Origin of the sequence: Pseudomonas sp. (assembly GCF_050739995.1) — a bacterium.
In the GTDB taxonomy this organism is placed as follows: domain Bacteria; phylum Pseudomonadota; class Gammaproteobacteria; order Pseudomonadales; family Pseudomonadaceae; genus Aquipseudomonas.
In genome coordinates this window covers 1-17,259 of record NZ_JBOICG010000446.1, presented here as the reverse complement: position 1 = coordinate 17,259, position 17,259 = coordinate 1, and the positions used below count along the sequence as shown (strand labels likewise).

The window sequence follows — 17,259 nt, the reverse complement described above, 5'->3', positions numbered from 1 at the left end:
AGCTGCTCCAGATAGTCTCTTCAAGAATGGAGATCATGTGGTGTTTGAGACAGTTTTTCCCTGCTACAAATGTGATTCATGTATACAAAACCTCACCAATTACTGTAGTAACTGGCGGCATATCGGTATAAATGCCAACGGTACATTTTCTGAGTACTTGACCGTTGACGAGTCAATGGCTCACAAAATATCGAAAGACATCCCTCCCGAAATCAGTGTTCTCACTGAGCCGCTTTCTATTGCGCTGAATTCCATGGCTAACATCTTTGAAGGGCTTCGAGCTGAGATATTGACGGTCGCTGTCATAGGTCCAGGCATCCTAGGGCTTCTGCATACACTTCTGTTGGCGGAAAACGGCCACTCGGTAGATGTGTTTGGCCTGAACAGCGATGATCAACGTCTCGAAAAAGCACTCAGCCTCGGCGCGAGAAACACCTTCATACCGGACACCAATCCGGCAGGACTGCACCATTACGATCTCGTGATTGACTCTAGCGACACCAGTTCTGGCTTAGCATTCGCACTAAATCTCTGTAAACCAGGTGGACATCTCAGAATCCTGAATCTTTCGACAGAGAAGGGTATCAGCGCCTCTGATATCGTTAAAAGCGGGTGCCGAATATCGACGAGCAAAGGCATTCACCACAATCATATGGTAGCGGCATGTAACTACCTAGAAACTAGTGGTCATAAGCTCGCTGGACTGATGACAAACTTATTTAGCCCGAAAGAATATCAACAAGCATTCAATTTTGCCCGGGATAAGAGAGGCGTTAAATCAGCATTCAACTTCAATTGAAAAAGCGGAGAGATTTCATATGCTTGGCCGAATTGAAAAAGATATCCGTTATCATATTTTCAAACTATGCCACGAAGCAGGAGGTGGACATATTGCCTCTTCGCTATCAATGGTGGAAATTTTATGGTCCATCTTTTCCACTCACTACAAACCACCACATGATAGATTTTTACTAAGCTCCTGCCAAGGTGCATTAGCTCTATATTGCGTGCAACACAAATTAAAAACACCAGGTTTAAAACTTACTGATTTTTTAAAGGAAGGCTCGAATCTCACAATGTTCCCTAATACAGACTTACCATTTTCAGACATGACTTCTGGCTCTCTCGGCCATGGAATTTCAATAGCTGTTGGAATGGGGCTGCACAAAAAATTTAACGCCGCCGGAAGGGATACGCTATATGTAGTTGTCGGTGACGGCGAACTTGATGAAGGAAGTAATTGGGAGGGCATCATGGCTGCCGCCCATTTCTCGATCAGCAATCTCATCATAATTATTAACTACAATAAGGTACAAATTGACGGTACTACAGCCTCGGTAATGAATATCGAGCCTTTGATTGACAAGCTAACTTCATTTGGATGCAACGTATTTAGTGTGGATGGACATAATACAAAAGAGATCATTGATACTATAACTTCCATCAAGCAAAAAAATACTGAAGGTCCTTCTGTGCTGATCGCTCATACGATTAAAGGGCACGGCATCAGCTTTTGCGCAAAAGATCTCAGCTGGCACTATAGAGTTCCGACCAAATTGGAATTGGATTTTGTAAAACAAGAATTGGATTTTCACTGAACATTATAAATTTAGGAGGCGCACGGATGAGGGATTTGAGAGATATCATCAATAACTATATTATTTTAAACGCCGAAATCGCGGATATTTACGTTGTGGCAGTAGACTCGGCTATCTCTTCAAATCTTCACGTTTTCAAGAGCCGACTTGGGCATCGTTTTATCGACGTAGGAGTGGCTGAACAAAATGCCTTCGATGTCGCTTCTGGACTTGCCCGAGAAGGCGCAACGGTATTTGTGTTTGGAATTTCTACCTTCTTATTGTACCGAGCGTATGAACAGTTTCGCTCAATAATTTGCGAAAACAAGCTCAAGGTTATATTTGTTGGTCTTTGGTGTGGCCTCTATTACTCCGACCAAGGATATACACACTTACAAATAGACGACATTAACGTCACCCGATCACTACCGAACCTAAACATATATTCGCCTTACAGTATTCCCAGTGCGGAGCGCTGCCTTGAAGATGCGCTTAAGTATATGGGGCCGTCATATTTAAGAATTGAGAATCCGCTCCCCGATAGCGATTATCTCGAAAACTATATGGCCTTTGACTATTCCACACTCAACGACTCCAAGGCGCTAGCGATACTCGCGACAGGCCAGTCGGTGAAACGAAGTTTATTAGCCTCAAAAAATATTAATTCGACTCTAAAACTTAATATCCCAGTATATCCATTGTGCAACTTGGACGTTAAGCGCCTGCAGTCACAAACTCAAGCGTATTTGGGCAGTTACCAACACCTGCTGATCGTAGAAGAGCACTTGGCTTTCTGCGGAGTAGGGGCCTATATAGGTTTTCTGTCAGCCGCGAGACAGTCCGGCAGCCGAATACATTGCTTGGGGGTTGGTGATCCGATTGTCCGAAATCAAACCTATAACCGGGCTTTAGAATTTCACACACTTAATACACCTGGCATTATAAATAAATGTTTTGAGATATTGGAGGTTTAACCAATGAAAATTTATATTAACGAAGGTAGTTTCGGATTTGATATGTCGCCGTTGGAAAAAATAGACCTGATCTCCAATTCGCAATTTTCTGGAATTGGTTTTTGGTTCGAAAAGCTTGATATTTGGTTTCATCAGGCAAATGCAGACCCTCAGGAGCTAAAATCTCTATTGCAGACAAAACATGTCGACGTAATTGAGATTAACTTCTTGAAATGTCTTTTTACTCATGACTATGAGAATCCTAAATTGCAACATGAAATTTCGAGAGGTATTTATTATGCGAAGCTATTCGGGGCGCCCTTTCTCACGGCTGCGACGTTTGGAGAAGATCTTCAACCGTCTCTTTACCGAAAGAACATCAGTAAGTTAGCAGAAAAGCTAGAGCAGGAGGGGCTTTCCCTAGCAATCGAATTCCTACCTTGGACGGAGATTCCCTCAATCACAAAGTTACAGGAGTTAATTGCCGTTGTTGACCGAGATAATGTAGGCATCCTTTTAGATACCTATCATTTCTTTATGGGGGACCCGGGCTTGGACGCGCTTAAGAGGATACCACCGGAAAAAATCTTTCTAATCCATGGCAATGACCTACTTAGAGATACAGATCTTTTTTCGAAGCTATCATTGATCGAAATAACCCGCGGCTATCGAGTAGCACCTGGACTGGGCGACTTTCCTCTTAACCAGTTTTTTAAAACTCTTCGGGAAATGGGTGTAAACGCTCCAGTCAGTCTGGAGGTATTGAACAAGGACTCAACATCACAGTACCACATTGAATCCGTGCTTAATTCTTATACTTCAACATTGCACCAGATAGGAGCATAAGTCATGCATACAGAACACTTTACCGCAGTGGTAACAGGTGCGGGAGGTACAATTGGCACATGCATATCCTCCCATTTGGCAGGTCTGGGTTATAACATAGTAATCATTGACATTCACAAAAATAACCTGGATGCTCTTCAATCGAAGATCCAAAGAGAATACCCTGAAAGTCAAGTCCTTGCACTAACCGTTAACATCACTTCACCGCAAGAAGTGATACAAGCGTCACGGGTGGTCCAAAATAGATTTAAGAGTATTGACGTACTGATCAATAACGCGGGTATTTCTCCAAAGCTACCCAGTGGCAAGCGAATACCGGCCCTGAGTATCGATGATGACGAGTGGGACCTCGTAATGGAAACTAATTTAAAAAGTGTTTTTTTGATGTGTAAATATTTCTTCGATGTGCTCAAACGCGATAAAGGGAAAATTGTAAATATTGCCTCCATGATGGGGGTCACTGGCTCTGGCGTTGATACTAACCAAATATTTCCCTATAGCGTATCAGCAGCACACTACAGTGCATCAAAAGCTGGCGTGATAAATTTGACAAAGTCATTGGCGCGAGAATTCAGCGAATCGAATGTCCCGGTCTACGCTATTGCTCCCGGTGCGGTTTCTGGTGGGATGGGCAAATTCGACGAAAGCTTCATCAAAAACCTGAAGGAGCAAATACCCAGTCATCAGCTTGGCACCCCTGAAGAAATTGTGAACACTCTCAATTTTTTGCTTACCTCCGGCATGAGCTTGACCGGGCAGACCTTGCACGTTAATCATGGATGGTTCATGGGAGGGTAGTCATGTCAGCGCAAAAAATTTACTCGGGGAAACACATCGAAATCTCTCACTGTCGAGACTGTGAAATTCCTGGCTATATGATAATTTCGTTTAAACGGACCGTATCTAAGCTCGGGGAGCTCAGCTCGGCTGAAGGCACAGAATTGATGAATGGTTTAGCGTTTGCGGAACGGGCCTTACAAAGTGCTTTCTCTCCTGAAAAGATATACATAATGCGTATTTCTGAGCTAAATCCTGAACTGCATTTTCATGTTTTTCCAAGATACGCGTCTGTGACCAAATTATATTTGGTGGAACACAATGAACCTGCTATTGATGGTCCTTCTTTTTTCAGCTGGGCTCGGAAGCGGTTTAGCCGTTCAGTGAACGAGCCTAGCCAAGAGATTTTGGATGCTCAGTCAATACTCACGGAAACCCTTGCCGCTTACTTTTCACGGCCTTTGTAATCATATGCAATCACCCTAAACCGGGGAATTATTGGAGCAATATGAGCCCTGCTACCTCATAAAATACGGGCTGTATTAGGATAATCGTAGAGGTATATTTTTTTTGAAACAGCCATAATTTTTTGCAAAACAGACAGTTATTTTTCTATTCGACTCCTGGTGCCGCCATATCCCAAAGCCCCACAATGCAGAGCTTTGTGGTTTCTAGGATGAGGAAAACGCAAAGACTCTGACGTACAGCTTCCGTTAAAACGCCCCACTCCTCCCTTCAGTTTTTCAGCCGCTGCCAGACCGATTCAAGAAGCGGGGTTAACCGCCCTCCAATCTCAACAGCCACCTCAAGAATTCCCACTGTCTCGGCCCAATCCACATGCAAGACATCCGCACGAACGCTATCCGCCAATTGATAAAAACGCACTATCTGCGCAGCCTCTCTCGCGGCCAGAACGCCTAGACGAAACAAATTAGCCTGATAAACGCCGTTGTAGCTCTCGCCATTAGACAGGGAAAGCAATTCCACGCCGATTAGCCAAAAACCCTGAACAATGCATCCAACCTCAACATGCTTATCTTTCCCCTCAGCCTCTCTAGACTGGGCCGTACCTTTCCCAGCCCAAGGAGCGTTGTCATGTCCAAACATTCAATCAACGGCAAGGTTGTACTGATCGCCGGCGGTGTGAAGAATCTCGGCGGCTTGCTCGCTCGTGATCTCGCCCAGCATGGTGCCAAGGCGGTGGTGGTGCATTACAACAGCGCCTCCAGCCAGGGCGATGCCAACGCTACCGTGGCGGCTCTTGAGGCGTTGGGGGTCAAGGCGGTGGCGTTGCAGGCAGATCTGACCACTGCCGGGGCCGTGGAGAAGCTGTTCAACGATGCGGTGGCCGCCGTCGGGCGTCCGGATATTGCGATCAACACCGTGGGCAAGGTGTTGAAAAAGCCTATGGCCGAGATCACCGAAGCTGAGTACGACGAGATGATGGCGGTTAACTCCAAAACTGCGTTTTTCTTTCTCAAGGAAGCCGGCAAGCACCTCAACGACAACGGCAAGATCTGCACTATCGTCACCTCGCTGCTCGGCGCGTTCACGCCGTTCTATGCGGCGTATGCCGGCAGTAAAGCGCCGGTGGAGCAGTTCACCCGAGCGGCGGCGAAAGAACTTGGCGCGCGTGGTATTTCAGTGACGGCAGTGGGCCCTGGCCCGATGGATACGCCGTTTTTTTATCCGGCCGAAGGTCCGGATGCGGTGAACTATCATAAGACCGCCGCAGCGCTTTCGCCGTTTTCGCGCACGGGCTTGACTGATATCGAGGATGTGGTGCCGTTCATTCGCAACCTGGTGAGTGATGGCTGGTGGGTAACGGGCCAGACGATTTTGATCAACGGCGGTTACACCACCAAGTAACGGGCGAAAAAACGATTGCAACCCCGTCATGTCGCATTGACACTTTTCCCGACAAACCAGGCCATGGGGTTGCTATGAGTGCCGATCAGTCTGTACATCACCCGTTACTTCGCCAGCGTGATGGCCACCATGCGCGGGGCACGTTGATCAGCGTGGTGGTGTTGATCGTCAGTTTCGTGGAATGGCGGGTGGTTCGCCGGTTTCGAGCGAAACAGGCTAACGCCGTCGTCGAGTACTGACCGCCCATGGACCGCATCGAGCAGTACCGCGTTTTCGTTCAGGTGGCTGAGCTCGGCAGTTTCATCCAGGCCGCACGCCTGCTGAAACTGCCGCGCGCCACGGTATCGGCGGCCATTCAACAATTGGAAGCCAATGCCGGAACGCGTTTGTTGCACCGCACCACGCGCAAGGTGTCGTTGACCACCGACGGCAGCCAGTTACTGCAGCGCGCGCGCCAGGTGTTGGTCGAGATCGATGAGATCGACCAACTGTTCCACACCCATCAAGAGCAGGTGATGGGCCGCCTGGAAGTCGATGTGCCCAGCCGTATCGCCCGACGCCTGCTCATTCCCGCGCTGCCCGAATTTTTCCAGCGTTACCCGCGCCTGCGACTGGGCCTGGGGTCCACCGACCGGACGATAGACCTGGTGCAGGAGGGCGTCGATTGTGTGATTCGTTTCGGCACGCCGCAGAGCAGCAGCCTAGTCGTGAAACCGTTGGGGCAGGTGTTGCTGATCAACTGCGCCAGCCCCGCCTACCTGGCCGAGTTTGGCGTGCCCACTGAGCTTGCCGAGTTGCAGGAGCGGCACGTATGCGTCGGCTATGCGGCAGGATCGGACGGGCAGGAGGCTCAGTGGGAATATTGTCTCGACGGTGTCCGGCAGTCGTTGCCAGTGCCCAGTCGCCTGGTGGTCAATAATGCGGAAAGCTATATCGCCGCGTGCTGCACAGGGCTCGGCTTGATTCAGGTGCCGTTGTTCGATGTGCAGCATTTACTCGAGAGCGGCGAACTGGTGGAAGTGCTGGCAGCTTACCGGCCGCCGTCGATGACCGTGTCTGTGCTGTATCCGGATCGTCGCCAACGCTCTCGGCGCCTCGGTGCGTTTATCGAGTGGTTTGCCGACTTGATGACGCCGTATCTGCAGAGTAGGTAACGCCGTTTCTGGGGTTTGAGAATGTAAACGCCCACAGATCGTTCAAACCTTTATGATCTGCTAGCCTGCGTTGAGCGATACAACGAGCCAAAGGAACCTGGCCGAGACGACCCCATGACGAACGCTGCACCTTCCATCAAACTCAGCACACTTCAACAAATTGCCCCCTACTTGAGCATGCGTGGGGTGTCGCCGTTGGAGTTTTTTCGGCGCTTTGGTATTTCTCCCCACGTTTTTCAATACCCTGATGCCTGGGTGCCGCGAGCGGCTTGCTTTCAGATAGCCAATGAAATGGCCGCTATCGCACAGGACCCATTCGCCGGCGCGTGTGTGGGGCAATTGATCGATGTGCGCTCACTGGGCGCCTGGGGCGAGTTGATTTTGGGTTCGACCAACCTCGCCCAGGCATGTGCGGTGGCGTCGATCCATACTGAGTTACTGCACCAGGGCGGCGAAGTCACGATTGTCACCGAAGGGCGTACGACCAAGCTCATCCATCAGTTTACCGGCCCGCACGAGGCCGACCCCAAGCAAGTCGTGCTCGGCACACTGGCGCTGCTGAGGAAAGTGCCGCTGATGTCCGGCGAGCCAGGCGCCATCCGTATCCATCTGAAGAACCCGAGGGAACGAGGCGACGAAGCGCTTGAAGAGTACTTGGGCCCGAACCTTGAGATGAACGCGCCCTACAACATGATCGAGTTCGACCGGGAGTTGCTTGAGACGCCCCTGCACTACCCCCGGGATGTCGCCTGGAAAACCACCCAAGCGTTAAAGTCGACCGTGGAAACAGCAGGCGTACTGGCCAAGCAGTTGTCGGATCAAGAGCACTCCAAACTCGCCACTATTTCAAAAAAGATCGGGCTGTCACCGCGCACCTTGCAGCGTCGCCTGGAACACTGCGGAATCGACTTCGATGCACTACGTGACGAGACGCGTCGCAGCGAAGCGTTTCAGTTACTGGCGTGCGGTAAATACAGTGCGACCGAAATCGCTTACATGATCGGCTACAGCGATCCGGCGCACTTTACCCGCGCCTTCAAGCGCTGGACCGGTAGCCCACCCTCGCGCTACCGCGCCGTCTTGAAACAAGACAGCTAACCCCTCAACTCGACCCTGATCAGCCCTTGAGACCGCTTTAAGCGGCGGTCTTCGCGTGCGCGTCCGCTTTGCTTTTGGCATCAGATGGCAAGTTTCCAAAAGGGGGTTCTTTTAAAGTCGTAAACGCGAATACCCACTTATAAGATCACGAGGTTTAAATGTTCCAGTCATCCAGGGCCTGCATGCTCGCGCTGACAGTGGCGATGGTTGGGAGTGTGAACGCCCAGTCGGCTGCCGATACGACCCTGCACGTGGGAGTCGATAACTTTGTCCGTGCGGAGTCCGATCTCTACATGGGAAAGATGGTGGAGAGTGGCAGCCTGGGGCGATTTGTTCATACCCGGGAACCGGTTCCCATCGACGCACAGACTGTGGTGCGGATGAATCGGGACACGCTGTACTCGTCAGCCGTATTCGACCTGGATGCGGGCCCCGTGACGATCACGTTGCCTGAAGCCGGTAAGCGCTTCATGTCGATGCAAGTGGTCAATGAAGATCACTACGTACCTGCCGTTGTCTACGCTGCCGGCCGCCACACGCTGACGAAAGAGACCGTTGGCACCCGCTATGTGTTTGTCGCTGTGCGTCTGTTCCTCGACCCCACAGACCCCAAAGACCTTGAGCGGGTACATCGGCTGCAGGACGCAATCGCTGTCAGCCAGGCTCGGCCAGGCGAGTTCGTCGTACCGAAGTGGGATCAGGTCAGTCAGAAAAAGATGCGTGATGCCCTGGCGGTTCTCGGTTCGACAATGCCCGACTACAACCAGTCGTTTGGTCCCAAGGGTATGGTCAACCCGATCCATCACCTGATCGGTACGGCGACAGGCTGGGGCGGAAACCCGAGCCGGGACGCCATCTATCTTGGCGCAGTGATGCCCCAGAACGATGGGAAAACCGTTTACCGACTCAAGGTTGGAGAAGTTCCGGTCAACAGTTTCTGGTCTGTGAGCGTTTACAACGCCGACGGTTACTTCCAGAAGAATCCCTATGACGCCTACTCGCTCAATAACCTCACCGCCCAGAAAAGTGCAGACGGCACGATTGCCATTCAGTTCGGGGGCTGCGACGGCAAGATCGCCAATTGCCTGCCTACCACGCCCGGCTGGAACTACACCGTCAGGCTTTACCAGCCGAGCGTCGAAATACTGAAGGGTCAATGGCGTTTTCCACAGCCGCAGCCTGTCGCCCTCTGATCAAGCGCATCCACTAAACAGAAGCGCCAATAAGTTCATTAAGGGACTTCTTTGGGCACCTGAGTTTTACACCTAAGGAAAGCAGCCATGACCACCATCGGTGATTCAAACTTGTTGAAATATCCCCTGGCACTTATGACCAGTGCGACCCTCGCCTTGGCGACCGCATTACCGGCACAGGCCGATTCCCCGTCAGTCACAGTAGGCGGCGGCGTTGCGATTGGCCCGTTATACGAAGGCTCTTCACGCTATGCCGCGTTCCCGTCAGTGAAGTTGAAAGCGGTCATGCCGACCGAGGAATGGGGCACGTTTACAGCGGCTTTTCCGGACGGCCTGCGTTGGGACTTGCCGGGGCTGGTACCGTTCGGGGTAGCTCTGCTGATCGGGTACGACCAGGGGCGCAAAGAAAGAATCCACACCCTGGACGGTCGGGATGACTACTTGAGGGGCATGGGCAACCTGGACAGCACGGCCTTGGTAGGGGCCGAAGCGTATTGGGTTCTGCCGGCCGGGCGCCTGTTCGTTCGCGGCATGCAGGCCAGCCAGAGCCGAAATTACGGCGGCGAAAGCCTGGGGCGCACGGCCTATCTTGAAGCGGGCGTTGCCACGGCGTACCCGCTGTCATCGACATTGACCCTGGATTCGACGCTGTACGGCACCTGGAGCAATGAGAACGACATGATGGCGCGCTTCGGCGTCACCGCCCAGCAAGCGGCGCGCACCAAATTCGATGAGTACCACCCAGGCGGCGGGATGCGCGACGTGACCTTCAAACTGGGCCTCACTTGGCAGTGGCAACCCCAGTTGGCGCTGGAAGGCGGCATCAAGACCTATGCCCTGGTCTCCGACGCCCGCAACAGCCCGCTGACGGACGAGAAAGTGGGCGCAGCCGCCTACCTGAATGCCCTGTACCAGTTTTGATCAGCCGGCCATCGCAAAGGGAACAACCGATGAACACACTGCATAAACCGCTGGGGTTGGCTTGCCTGCTCTGGTCGGGGCTGGTGCTTGCCGACGGCACCGCCACCCAGGTTACAGACCCTCACTTCAAACTCGCCCCCGGCTACCTTGCCCCAGCGGATTTGCCCGTGCGCCTGGCGCTGCTCGGGGCGCCCCCCAAGGCCGACTCTGCGGCGCTCGCACGGGACGAGGAAGCCCGGCGCGCGGCATTGGCACTGCGCGGTACAACCCGCGAGAAACTCGCGGCAACGGATGCGGAGCTGTCATTCCCCGGCCCGGCGAACACATTCGCCTGCGCGATGGGTACGCCGATCAGCGAGAAAACGACGCCGCATCTGTACACCTTGATGCAACGTACGTTGACCGACGCGGGTGGCTCAACCTACGCCGGGAAGAACGCCTACAACCGCACGCGCCCATTCGTAACGCATAACGAAGGCACCTGTCGCAAAGACATGGAGCCGATCCTGCGTACAGATGGTTCCTGGCCCTCGGGCCACTCCGCAGCGGGGTGGGCCTGGGGCCTGATACTCGCGGAAATCAACCCGGCACGCGCCACCGAACTGATGACCCGTGGCCTGTCTTACGGCCAGAGCCGCGTCATCTGCAACGCACACTGGCAAAGCGACGTAGATGCAGGCCGCATCATGGGCGCCGCCACGGTGGCAAGCCTGCATGGCAATCCGGCATTCCTGGCAGACCTGGCGGCCGCCAAAGACGAAATCAAGGCGGCCCAAAAGGCTGGCCTGAAGCCTACAGAGGACTGTGCTGCAGAGAACGTAGCGCTCTCGCTGACCCAGCACTGACCGGAGAAACACCATGATGCACCGTCACAACCTGTGCCCGCCTTTGCCGCGCAAATGTATCCATCTGGCACTGCTGGTCGGTGCCTTCGCGATGCCGACCGTGGTCGTGGCAGCAGATAGCGATGGCTGGACGTTCAACGGCGGGCCGTACCTGTGGGCCGCCGGAATCCGTGGTCACGTGGGCCACCGCAGCACCGGGACCCAGTTCATAAAGTCCGACTTCTCCGATATCGCCCGCAGCGTCGATATGTCGGTGATGCTGATGGGCGAAGCGCGCCGTGGCCCCTACAGCGTGCTCGCCGATCTGATGTACATCGACACCGACACCCACAACCGCCTGCCGGCGTCCAAACTTGAAGTAGAAAGCAAGACCGCTTCGGGCTTCCTGGGCGGCGGTTACACCGTATTGGGCGATGACAATCACCGCCTGGACGTCACCGGTGGCGTGCGCGTCTGGTACAGCAGCACCGCCATCAGCCTGCATGGCGGACCTGCCGACGGCCTGTCCGGTTCCGACCAGGCAACTTGGGCCGACGCCATGGCGGGGCTGCGTGGGCACTATGCCGTGAATGAGCGGTTCTGGCTGTCATCCTGGGGCATGGCGGGCGCGGGGCAGTCACGGGAAGACTGGGACTTGGCAGCGTTGGCGGGCTGGGAATTCATGCCGGGGTTTTCAGCGGTGGCCGGGTACCGGGCGATGGGAGTGAACTATCGGCATGATGGGTTTGTGTATGACATCGTTCAGAAGGGGCCGATGTTGGGGGTTAGCGGGCGGTTTTGAGGGAGGGTGTGATCAAGCGTCTACACATTCAGAAAGGTGTTTTTTGTACCAAAGGTTCACCTTTCAACCTTTATGCTAAATTATGGGATGCAAATAATTATGGCGTATCCATAAAAAGAGGTAATCGCATGAGCAGCATCTTTCAGCGCCCTGAGTTGGCCGAGTCAATGGCAAACCAGCTTCTCAATCCAGGCGTGCTCGATGAAGGTCTGCGCTCAGGTCTGTTCCTGTCTGGCCTGCGCCGTACAGGCAAAACGACCTTTCTGAGAAATGATCTGATCCCTGCCTTGGAAGCAGCCGGTGCTCTGGTCATCTACGTCGACCTCTGGAGCGACACGCTGGCCAACCCTGCGACGCTCATACACAACGCGATCCATAAAACACTGCAAGAACTGCAAACGCCAGGCTCCTCGGTCCTGGAAATGCTTAAACGCGTCAGCAATGTTGATGCAGGGGCCGCCGGGTTCAAATTTGGCTTCAAGCTCGACAGTATCGGCAACGCCGACGGTCCGACATTGGCACAGGCACTGACAGAGGTAGTCGACCAAGCGAAGACCGACTTGGTATTGATCATCGACGAAGTGCAACACGCCATTTCGTCCGACGATGGCAATCAGTTGCTCCTGGCACTCAAGGCTGCTCGCGATGCGATCAATCCGCGCCCAAATACACCGGGTTACTTCTTATTTATCGGAACCGGCTCCCACAGGGCGCAAGTCAGCGAACTGACCGCCAAACGCAATCAAGCGTTTTCTGGTGCCACCTCAGCAGCCTACCCGCTGCTAAAAGGTGATTATGTTGAGTTCCTGCTCAACCGACTGGCAATGACGGTGAAAAAGGAAAAGCTGCCGTCCCTCGAGGCCGCCATTGAAGCTTTCAACACTTTGGGGAATCGTCCCGAGGAAATGCTCAAGGCACTCCGCCAACTCCTGCAACAGGACGGTGAGCCCGACCTTTTCTTACCTGTGATCGCCAGCACCTTGCGCTCGGCAGCGGCGAGTATTGAGCTAGAGAAAGTAGAACAACTGGGCAGTCTGGCTCAGGCGATTTTCAACAAAATTGCGGCTACCAAGGGTGATGCTCGTGGGATTTTCTCGACCGATGCTGCAGTGGAATACTCAAAGACGGTGGGTCGGGAAGTTCGGATTGAGGAGATTCAACCGGTGGTGATTGCATTGGTGGCGGAGAACATCATCATGCGGCGCGGGCATGGAATTTATGCGATTACGGATCAGTTTGTGCAGGAGATTTGGTTGGAGGAGCGGGCGTTGATTGTAGAGAGCTAGAGAGGATCCAGGAACAAGACCGAGCTGGATGCCAGCAAGCAATGTCTACAAAGCCGAAGCGAAATCAGCAGGCATAAAAAAACCCCGAACCAGTCGGGGTTTTTATCGCCTGGCATCAGGCGCGACATGCGATCAATCAGAAAACGTTGATCGGGTAGTCGGCGAACAGACGGATTTCGTTACCGCCTACGTTGTAGTTGCTGGCGTTGTTGGAGACGCGCAACCAGGACGCACGCGCACGCAGGCTCAGGTCTTTGGCTGGGCCGCTCTGAACGACGTATTTGAACTGGTTGAAGATCTCACGCTCAGTGCCACGACCACGGTTGGAACCGTCGTCAATGTTGGTGCCGCGCACGTAGGCGATGTTGTAGGTCAGGCCCGGTACGCCGAAGGCGCTGAAGTCCAGGCCGTAACCGGCTTGCCAGGAGCGCTCGTCTTTACCGTTGAAGTCGGACCAGTAGGAGTTGGCCAGCAGGATGGTGTTACCGCCATCGCCGATGCCGCCAGCGTTGCGGTAGCCGCCGTACAGGTAGCCGGTGTCGCCGGTGCTGCGCTGGTGAGCGAGGGTGAAGCTGTGCGGGCCGACAGCCCAAGTGGCGCCCAGGCTCCAGATCTTGTTGTCGCGAGCATCCGCATCACCTTGGTTTTCCAGGGCGAAGCTGCGGTCCAGCTTGGTTTTGTAGCCGTTGAAGTCAAACGTCAGAGACTGCTTCTCTGGCAGGGCCAGCACGTAGTTGACGTTGACGTATTGCTTCTTCAGCACGTCCTGCATGTTGGAGGCATACAGTGCGGCCGACAGGCTTTCGGTGAATTTGTAGCTACCACCGATGTAGTCGATGCTTTTCAGACGGCCGCTGTCGCTACCCTCGGCACTCTTGCGCGCTTCCTTGGTGAAGTGACCAGCGTCCAATTGCAGGCCGGCGATCTCTTTGGAAACGATCGAGGTGCCCTCGTAGGTTTCCGACAGCAAACGCGAGTTGTCGTACTGCAGGACCGGTACGGCTGGCATTTGCTGACCGTATTTGATCACGGTGTTGGAGATGCGCGCCTTGACGGCTGCGCCGCCTTTGGCCAGGTCGCTGGCGGCTTCGCCGCTGTCGCCTTGCTTGAAGAAGTCGATACCGCCAGCGCCGCTACGGCCTTTACCACCGTCCAGACGGATAGCGTACTGGCCGATCACGTCCACACCGACACCGACGGTGCCTTGGGTGAAACCAGACTCGAACTTACCGATGAAACCTTGGCCCCATTCAGCTTTGTCTTGCTTGCCGTTTTTGTAGTCGCGGCTGATGTACGCGTTACGTGCTGCGATGTTCAGGTGGCTATCGTCCACGAAACCTTTGGATTGCTCCTGGTCGTTTGCCATGGCTGTCGATGCGCTCAAAATCCCCAGAGCGATCAAACTCATCCGTTGCTTCAACATATTCTTATATTCCTTATTACTGGTTGAGTACGCGCTGTGACACCAGGCTCCGTGTCGCTTTTCTGGTGTCGACTTTCACCGGAAAAAAAAGGCCCGCGGACGACTGAACTGCCGCGGGCCTTTTTTATTGGATGAGTCATGGCGGTTAGCCACAGGCGTTGGGCGCAATCCTATGCGCGCCTTGAACTATGTGTCAATTTCGCGAATCGTCTGTATTTAGGCGAAATAATTCTAAGGAGCGCCCTACAGCGCGCTCATGAAAGTTTGAAAACGCCCCGGAAGCCCTCCAGAAACACATCGAGTAACACTTTTTATACCCATAACGTTTGGCAATAGATAACGCACGCAAATGCAAAGCATTACCATTCGCGCGCATTTTATTCCCAGACCTTTTGGATACATTCCCCATGCCTGCCCCACGCCTGACGCCCCTCACCCTTGGGCTCTCTGTTTTGCTGTCTGCCGGTTTTGCCTGCGCCGCCACGGTCTTGCCTGAAACCTCGATCAGCGCCGAAACCGACGAAGACGACCCACGCGTCAAGGACACCAGCACCGCCACACGCACCGCGACTTCTGTGCGCTACGTGCCCCAGGCCATTGATTCAGTGAAGACCGAAAGCCTGCGCGCCTACGGCACCAACGATTTGGGCCAGGCGTTGAGTGGGATCCCCAACGTCAGCAGCGGCGCCGACACACGTTTTGACAGCCTGCGCATCCGTGGTTTCGACGCGAGCAATGACTTCTACCTGGACGGCATTCGCGACGACAGCCAATACGTGCGTGACCTGCATAACATCGAACGCATCGAAGTGCTCAAAGGCCCAGCGGCAGTGCTGTACGGGCGCGGCGGCCAGGGCGGCATCGTCAACCGCGTGAGCAAGCTGCCCCAGGCGGGCCATCAATCGAGCATCGAAGCCCAAGGTGGCAGCAACGATTTGCGCAGTTTGTATGCCGACCTCAGCAGCGACCCTACCGACAACATCAGCCTGCGCCTGAACATGGGCAACCAAGACAACAACAGCTTCCGCGACGGCGTCAGTGGCAACCGCCAGCTATTCGCACCGTCCATGAGCTGGCAGCTGACGCCCGACCTTAACTGGCTGGTGCAATACGAATACAGCCGCTACAACCGCACACCCGATCGCGGTATTCCCGGGGTCAACGGTCGTCCGGCCGATGTGAGTCGCAGCACCACCTATTTTGACAGCCGCGATTACATCGACGACAAATCCCAATCCCTGCGCTCCAAGCTAGCCTATGAACTCGACGGTAACTGGCAACTGCGCCATACCCTGGGCGTGTTCACGCTCAACAGCGATTTCGACAACACTTACCAAACCGGTTACGACCCGAAGACCAACAAGGTCACCCGCCAGCGCTGGCAGCAGGACCTGACCACCCGCAACGTGTTCAATAACCTTGAGCTGGAAGGCGGTTTCGACACGTTCGGCCTGGAGCACCGCCTGCTCACCGGCCTTGAACTGGGCAGCCAGCGCCGCGACCCGAAGCTGTACAGCGCCACCGCCGTCAATAAGGGCGGTCAGCTCGTACCGAGCCTGGACCTCAATCAACCTAATCGCCATCTGAGCCACACCGGGAGGATGAGCCTTTCAAGTTACAACCACACCGAGGTCGAAAGCCGTGCCATTTACGTGCAGGACCAACTGCGCCTCAACGATCAATGGCAACTGCTGGCCGGCCTGCGTTACGACCACTTCGAAGTCGACACCACCAGCAAAGTGCTCAACACCCAGCAAGCCGTAGATAGCCGCAACACCAGCCCACGTGTTGGTGTGGTGTGGACGCCGGTGGAGCATCACTCGTTCTACGCCTCCTGGAGCAAGACCTTCTCGCCTGCGGGCGGCGGTTTGATCGGCATCACCCCGAACGCCGCCGGCAGCGTCAACGACTTGAGCCCCGAGTTGACCAAGCAAAAGGAAATCGGGGTCAAGAGCGACTGGCTCGACGACCGCCTGAGCACCACCCTGGCCGTGTACGAGCTGGAACTCTACAACCGCCGCACCAGCGACCCACTGGACCGCACCATCACCTTGCTCAGCGGCCTGCAGCGCTCACGCGGCGTGGAGCTGACAGCTACCGGCAAAATCGTCGGCAACTGGTATGTGCGTGGTGGCGTCGGCCTGCAGGATGCCAAGGTCGAGAAGGACAACAACGGCTTTGAAGGCAAGCGCATCAGCGATGTGGCCAAGCGCAATGCCAGCCTGTTTATCACCTGGAAACCGGAAATGGGCTGGTATGCGGAAACCGGGTTGACCCTGGTCGGTGACCGTTATGCCGACAACCTCAACACTGTAGTGTTGCCAGGTTATGGCCGCTGGGATGCGCTGGCCGGGTTCCGTCAGAAGGATTGGGATGTGCGGGCAGCGCTGAACAATATCGCCGACAAAAACTATTACGCCTCAGCGACCAGTGCGGCGCAGATCCAGCCGGGTGAGCCGCGTAGCTTGGTAGTGACCGGCACCTACAGCTTCTAAAGAATGTGAGAGGGGGCTTGCCCCCGATTGCGGTGGATCAG

Annotated in this window: 18 protein-coding genes; 16 read left to right on the top strand and 2 right to left on the bottom strand. The window is 54.3% G+C overall.

Going from position 1 to position 17,259, the window contains the following annotated elements; translation table 11 throughout:
• From ACRESD_RS14920 to ACRESD_RS14895, 6 genes are all read left to right on the top strand, one after another.
• Nucleotides 1-799 (top strand): alcohol dehydrogenase catalytic domain-containing protein (locus tag ACRESD_RS14920; protein ID WP_431751617.1); only part of this gene is annotated, 799 nt, incomplete at its 5' end.
• Between the two features lie 19 nt (nt 800-818).
• Nucleotides 819-1,598 carry a 1-deoxy-D-xylulose-5-phosphate synthase N-terminal domain-containing protein gene (locus ACRESD_RS14915; protein WP_431751616.1) on the top strand — a complete coding sequence of 260 codons (780 nt, stop codon included), beginning with the start codon at nt 819-821 and terminating at the stop codon, nt 1,596-1,598.
• Nucleotides 1,599-1,633: 35 nt separating this feature from the next.
• Entirely contained in the window at nt 1,634-2,551 is a 918-nt protein-coding gene (locus tag ACRESD_RS14910; protein WP_431751615.1) for a hypothetical protein, read from the top strand.
• Nucleotides 2,552-2,554: 3 nt separating this feature from the next.
• The gene (locus ACRESD_RS14905) at nt 2,555-3,376 is read left to right on the top strand and encodes a sugar phosphate isomerase/epimerase family protein (RefSeq protein WP_431751614.1); all 822 of its coding nucleotides are present in this window, start codon (nt 2,555-2,557) and stop codon (nt 3,374-3,376) included.
• A 3-nt stretch (nt 3,377-3,379) separates the two neighbouring features.
• The gene (locus tag ACRESD_RS14900) at nt 3,380-4,174 is read left to right on the top strand and encodes an SDR family NAD(P)-dependent oxidoreductase (protein WP_431751613.1); all 795 of its coding nucleotides are present in this window, start codon (nt 3,380-3,382) and stop codon (nt 4,172-4,174) included.
• A 2-nt stretch (nt 4,175-4,176) separates the two neighbouring features.
• Nucleotides 4,177-4,620 carry an HIT family protein gene (locus ACRESD_RS14895; protein ID WP_431751612.1) on the top strand — a complete coding sequence of 148 codons (444 nt, stop codon included), beginning with the start codon at nt 4,177-4,179 and terminating at the stop codon, nt 4,618-4,620.
• 268 nt (nt 4,621-4,888) lie between these two features.
• On the opposite strand, the gene ACRESD_RS14890 is transcribed toward ACRESD_RS14895, so the two are convergent.
• The gene (locus tag ACRESD_RS14890; RefSeq protein WP_431751611.1) at nt 4,889-5,140 is read right to left on the bottom strand and encodes a hypothetical protein; all 252 of its coding nucleotides are present in this window, start codon (nt 5,138-5,140) and stop codon (nt 4,889-4,891) included.
• A gap of 108 nt (nt 5,141-5,248) precedes the next feature.
• Between ACRESD_RS14890 and ACRESD_RS14885 the strand changes: the two genes are divergently transcribed.
• From ACRESD_RS14885 to ACRESD_RS14845, 9 genes are all read left to right on the top strand, one after another.
• Nucleotides 5,249-6,022 carry an SDR family oxidoreductase gene (locus ACRESD_RS14885; protein ID WP_431751610.1) on the top strand — a complete coding sequence of 258 codons (774 nt, stop codon included), beginning with the start codon at nt 5,249-5,251 and terminating at the stop codon, nt 6,020-6,022.
• 74 nt (nt 6,023-6,096) lie between these two features.
• Nucleotides 6,097-6,261: a hypothetical protein gene (locus ACRESD_RS14880; protein WP_431751609.1), complete on the top strand. Its 165-nt coding sequence runs from the start codon at nt 6,097-6,099 to the stop codon at nt 6,259-6,261.
• A gap of 6 nt (nt 6,262-6,267) precedes the next feature.
• Nucleotides 6,268-7,176, top strand: a complete 909-nt coding sequence (locus ACRESD_RS14875; protein WP_431751608.1) for a LysR substrate-binding domain-containing protein — start codon at nt 6,268-6,270, stop codon at nt 7,174-7,176.
• Nucleotides 7,177-7,290: 114 nt separating this feature from the next.
• The gene (locus tag ACRESD_RS14870; protein WP_431751607.1) at nt 7,291-8,274 is read left to right on the top strand and encodes an AraC family transcriptional regulator ligand-binding domain-containing protein; all 984 of its coding nucleotides are present in this window, start codon (nt 7,291-7,293) and stop codon (nt 8,272-8,274) included.
• Between the two features lie 158 nt (nt 8,275-8,432).
• A complete protein-coding gene (locus ACRESD_RS14865; RefSeq protein WP_431751606.1) occupies nt 8,433-9,467 on the top strand; it encodes a DUF1254 domain-containing protein in 1,035 nt (344 codons plus the stop codon).
• An 87-nt stretch (nt 9,468-9,554) separates the two neighbouring features.
• Nucleotides 9,555-10,388 carry a MipA/OmpV family protein gene (locus ACRESD_RS14860; protein ID WP_431751605.1) on the top strand — a complete coding sequence of 278 codons (834 nt, stop codon included), beginning with the start codon at nt 9,555-9,557 and terminating at the stop codon, nt 10,386-10,388.
• 29 nt (nt 10,389-10,417) lie between these two features.
• On the top strand, nt 10,418-11,233 hold the full coding sequence (locus ACRESD_RS14855) for an acid phosphatase (protein WP_431751604.1): 816 nt from the start codon (nt 10,418-10,420) through the stop codon (nt 11,231-11,233).
• Nucleotides 11,234-11,249: 16 nt separating this feature from the next.
• Nucleotides 11,250-12,014 (top strand): hypothetical protein, encoded by a 765-nt coding sequence (locus tag ACRESD_RS14850; RefSeq protein ID WP_431751618.1) that lies wholly within the window; start codon nt 11,250-11,252, stop codon nt 12,012-12,014.
• Between the two features lie 128 nt (nt 12,015-12,142).
• Entirely contained in the window at nt 12,143-13,300 is a 1,158-nt protein-coding gene (locus ACRESD_RS14845) for an AAA family ATPase (protein WP_431751603.1), read from the top strand.
• A gap of 136 nt (nt 13,301-13,436) precedes the next feature.
• On the opposite strand, the gene ACRESD_RS14840 is transcribed toward ACRESD_RS14845, so the two are convergent.
• On the bottom strand, nt 13,437-14,723 hold the full coding sequence (locus tag ACRESD_RS14840) for an OprD family porin (RefSeq protein ID WP_431751602.1): 1,287 nt from the start codon (nt 14,721-14,723) through the stop codon (nt 13,437-13,439).
• Between the two features lie 407 nt (nt 14,724-15,130).
• Between ACRESD_RS14840 and ACRESD_RS14835 the strand changes: the two genes are divergently transcribed.
• Nucleotides 15,131-17,218 carry a TonB-dependent receptor gene (locus tag ACRESD_RS14835; RefSeq protein WP_431751601.1) on the top strand — a complete coding sequence of 696 codons (2,088 nt, stop codon included), beginning with the start codon at nt 15,131-15,133 and terminating at the stop codon, nt 17,216-17,218.
• Nucleotides 17,219-17,259: the final 41 nt, after the last annotated feature.

Coding starts and splice junctions, on each gene's coding strand:
- ACRESD_RS14870 (WP_431751607.1), top strand. CDS start 7,291: ATGACGAACGCTGCACCTTCCATCAAACTCAGCACACTTCAACAAATT.
- ACRESD_RS14895 (WP_431751612.1), top strand. CDS start 4,177: ATGTCAGCGCAAAAAATTTACTCGGGGAAACACATCGAAATCTCTCAC.
- ACRESD_RS14845 (WP_431751603.1), top strand. CDS start 12,143: ATGAGCAGCATCTTTCAGCGCCCTGAGTTGGCCGAGTCAATGGCAAAC.
- ACRESD_RS14885 (WP_431751610.1), top strand. CDS start 5,249: ATGTCCAAACATTCAATCAACGGCAAGGTTGTACTGATCGCCGGCGGT.
- ACRESD_RS14855 (WP_431751604.1), top strand. CDS start 10,418: ATGAACACACTGCATAAACCGCTGGGGTTGGCTTGCCTGCTCTGGTCG.
- ACRESD_RS14900 (WP_431751613.1), top strand. CDS start 3,380: ATGCATACAGAACACTTTACCGCAGTGGTAACAGGTGCGGGAGGTACA.
- ACRESD_RS14915 (WP_431751616.1), top strand. CDS start 819: ATGCTTGGCCGAATTGAAAAAGATATCCGTTATCATATTTTCAAACTA.
- ACRESD_RS14875 (WP_431751608.1), top strand. CDS start 6,268: ATGGACCGCATCGAGCAGTACCGCGTTTTCGTTCAGGTGGCTGAGCTC.
- ACRESD_RS14905 (WP_431751614.1), top strand. CDS start 2,555: ATGAAAATTTATATTAACGAAGGTAGTTTCGGATTTGATATGTCGCCG.
- ACRESD_RS14835 (WP_431751601.1), top strand. CDS start 15,131: ATGCCTGCCCCACGCCTGACGCCCCTCACCCTTGGGCTCTCTGTTTTG.
- ACRESD_RS14850 (WP_431751618.1), top strand. CDS start 11,250: ATGCACCGTCACAACCTGTGCCCGCCTTTGCCGCGCAAATGTATCCAT.
- ACRESD_RS14860 (WP_431751605.1), top strand. CDS start 9,555: ATGACCACCATCGGTGATTCAAACTTGTTGAAATATCCCCTGGCACTT.
- ACRESD_RS14840 (WP_431751602.1), bottom strand. CDS start 14,723: ATGTTGAAGCAACGGATGAGTTTGATCGCTCTGGGGATTTTGAGCGCA.
- ACRESD_RS14880 (WP_431751609.1), top strand. CDS start 6,097: ATGAGTGCCGATCAGTCTGTACATCACCCGTTACTTCGCCAGCGTGAT.
- ACRESD_RS14865 (WP_431751606.1), top strand. CDS start 8,433: ATGTTCCAGTCATCCAGGGCCTGCATGCTCGCGCTGACAGTGGCGATG.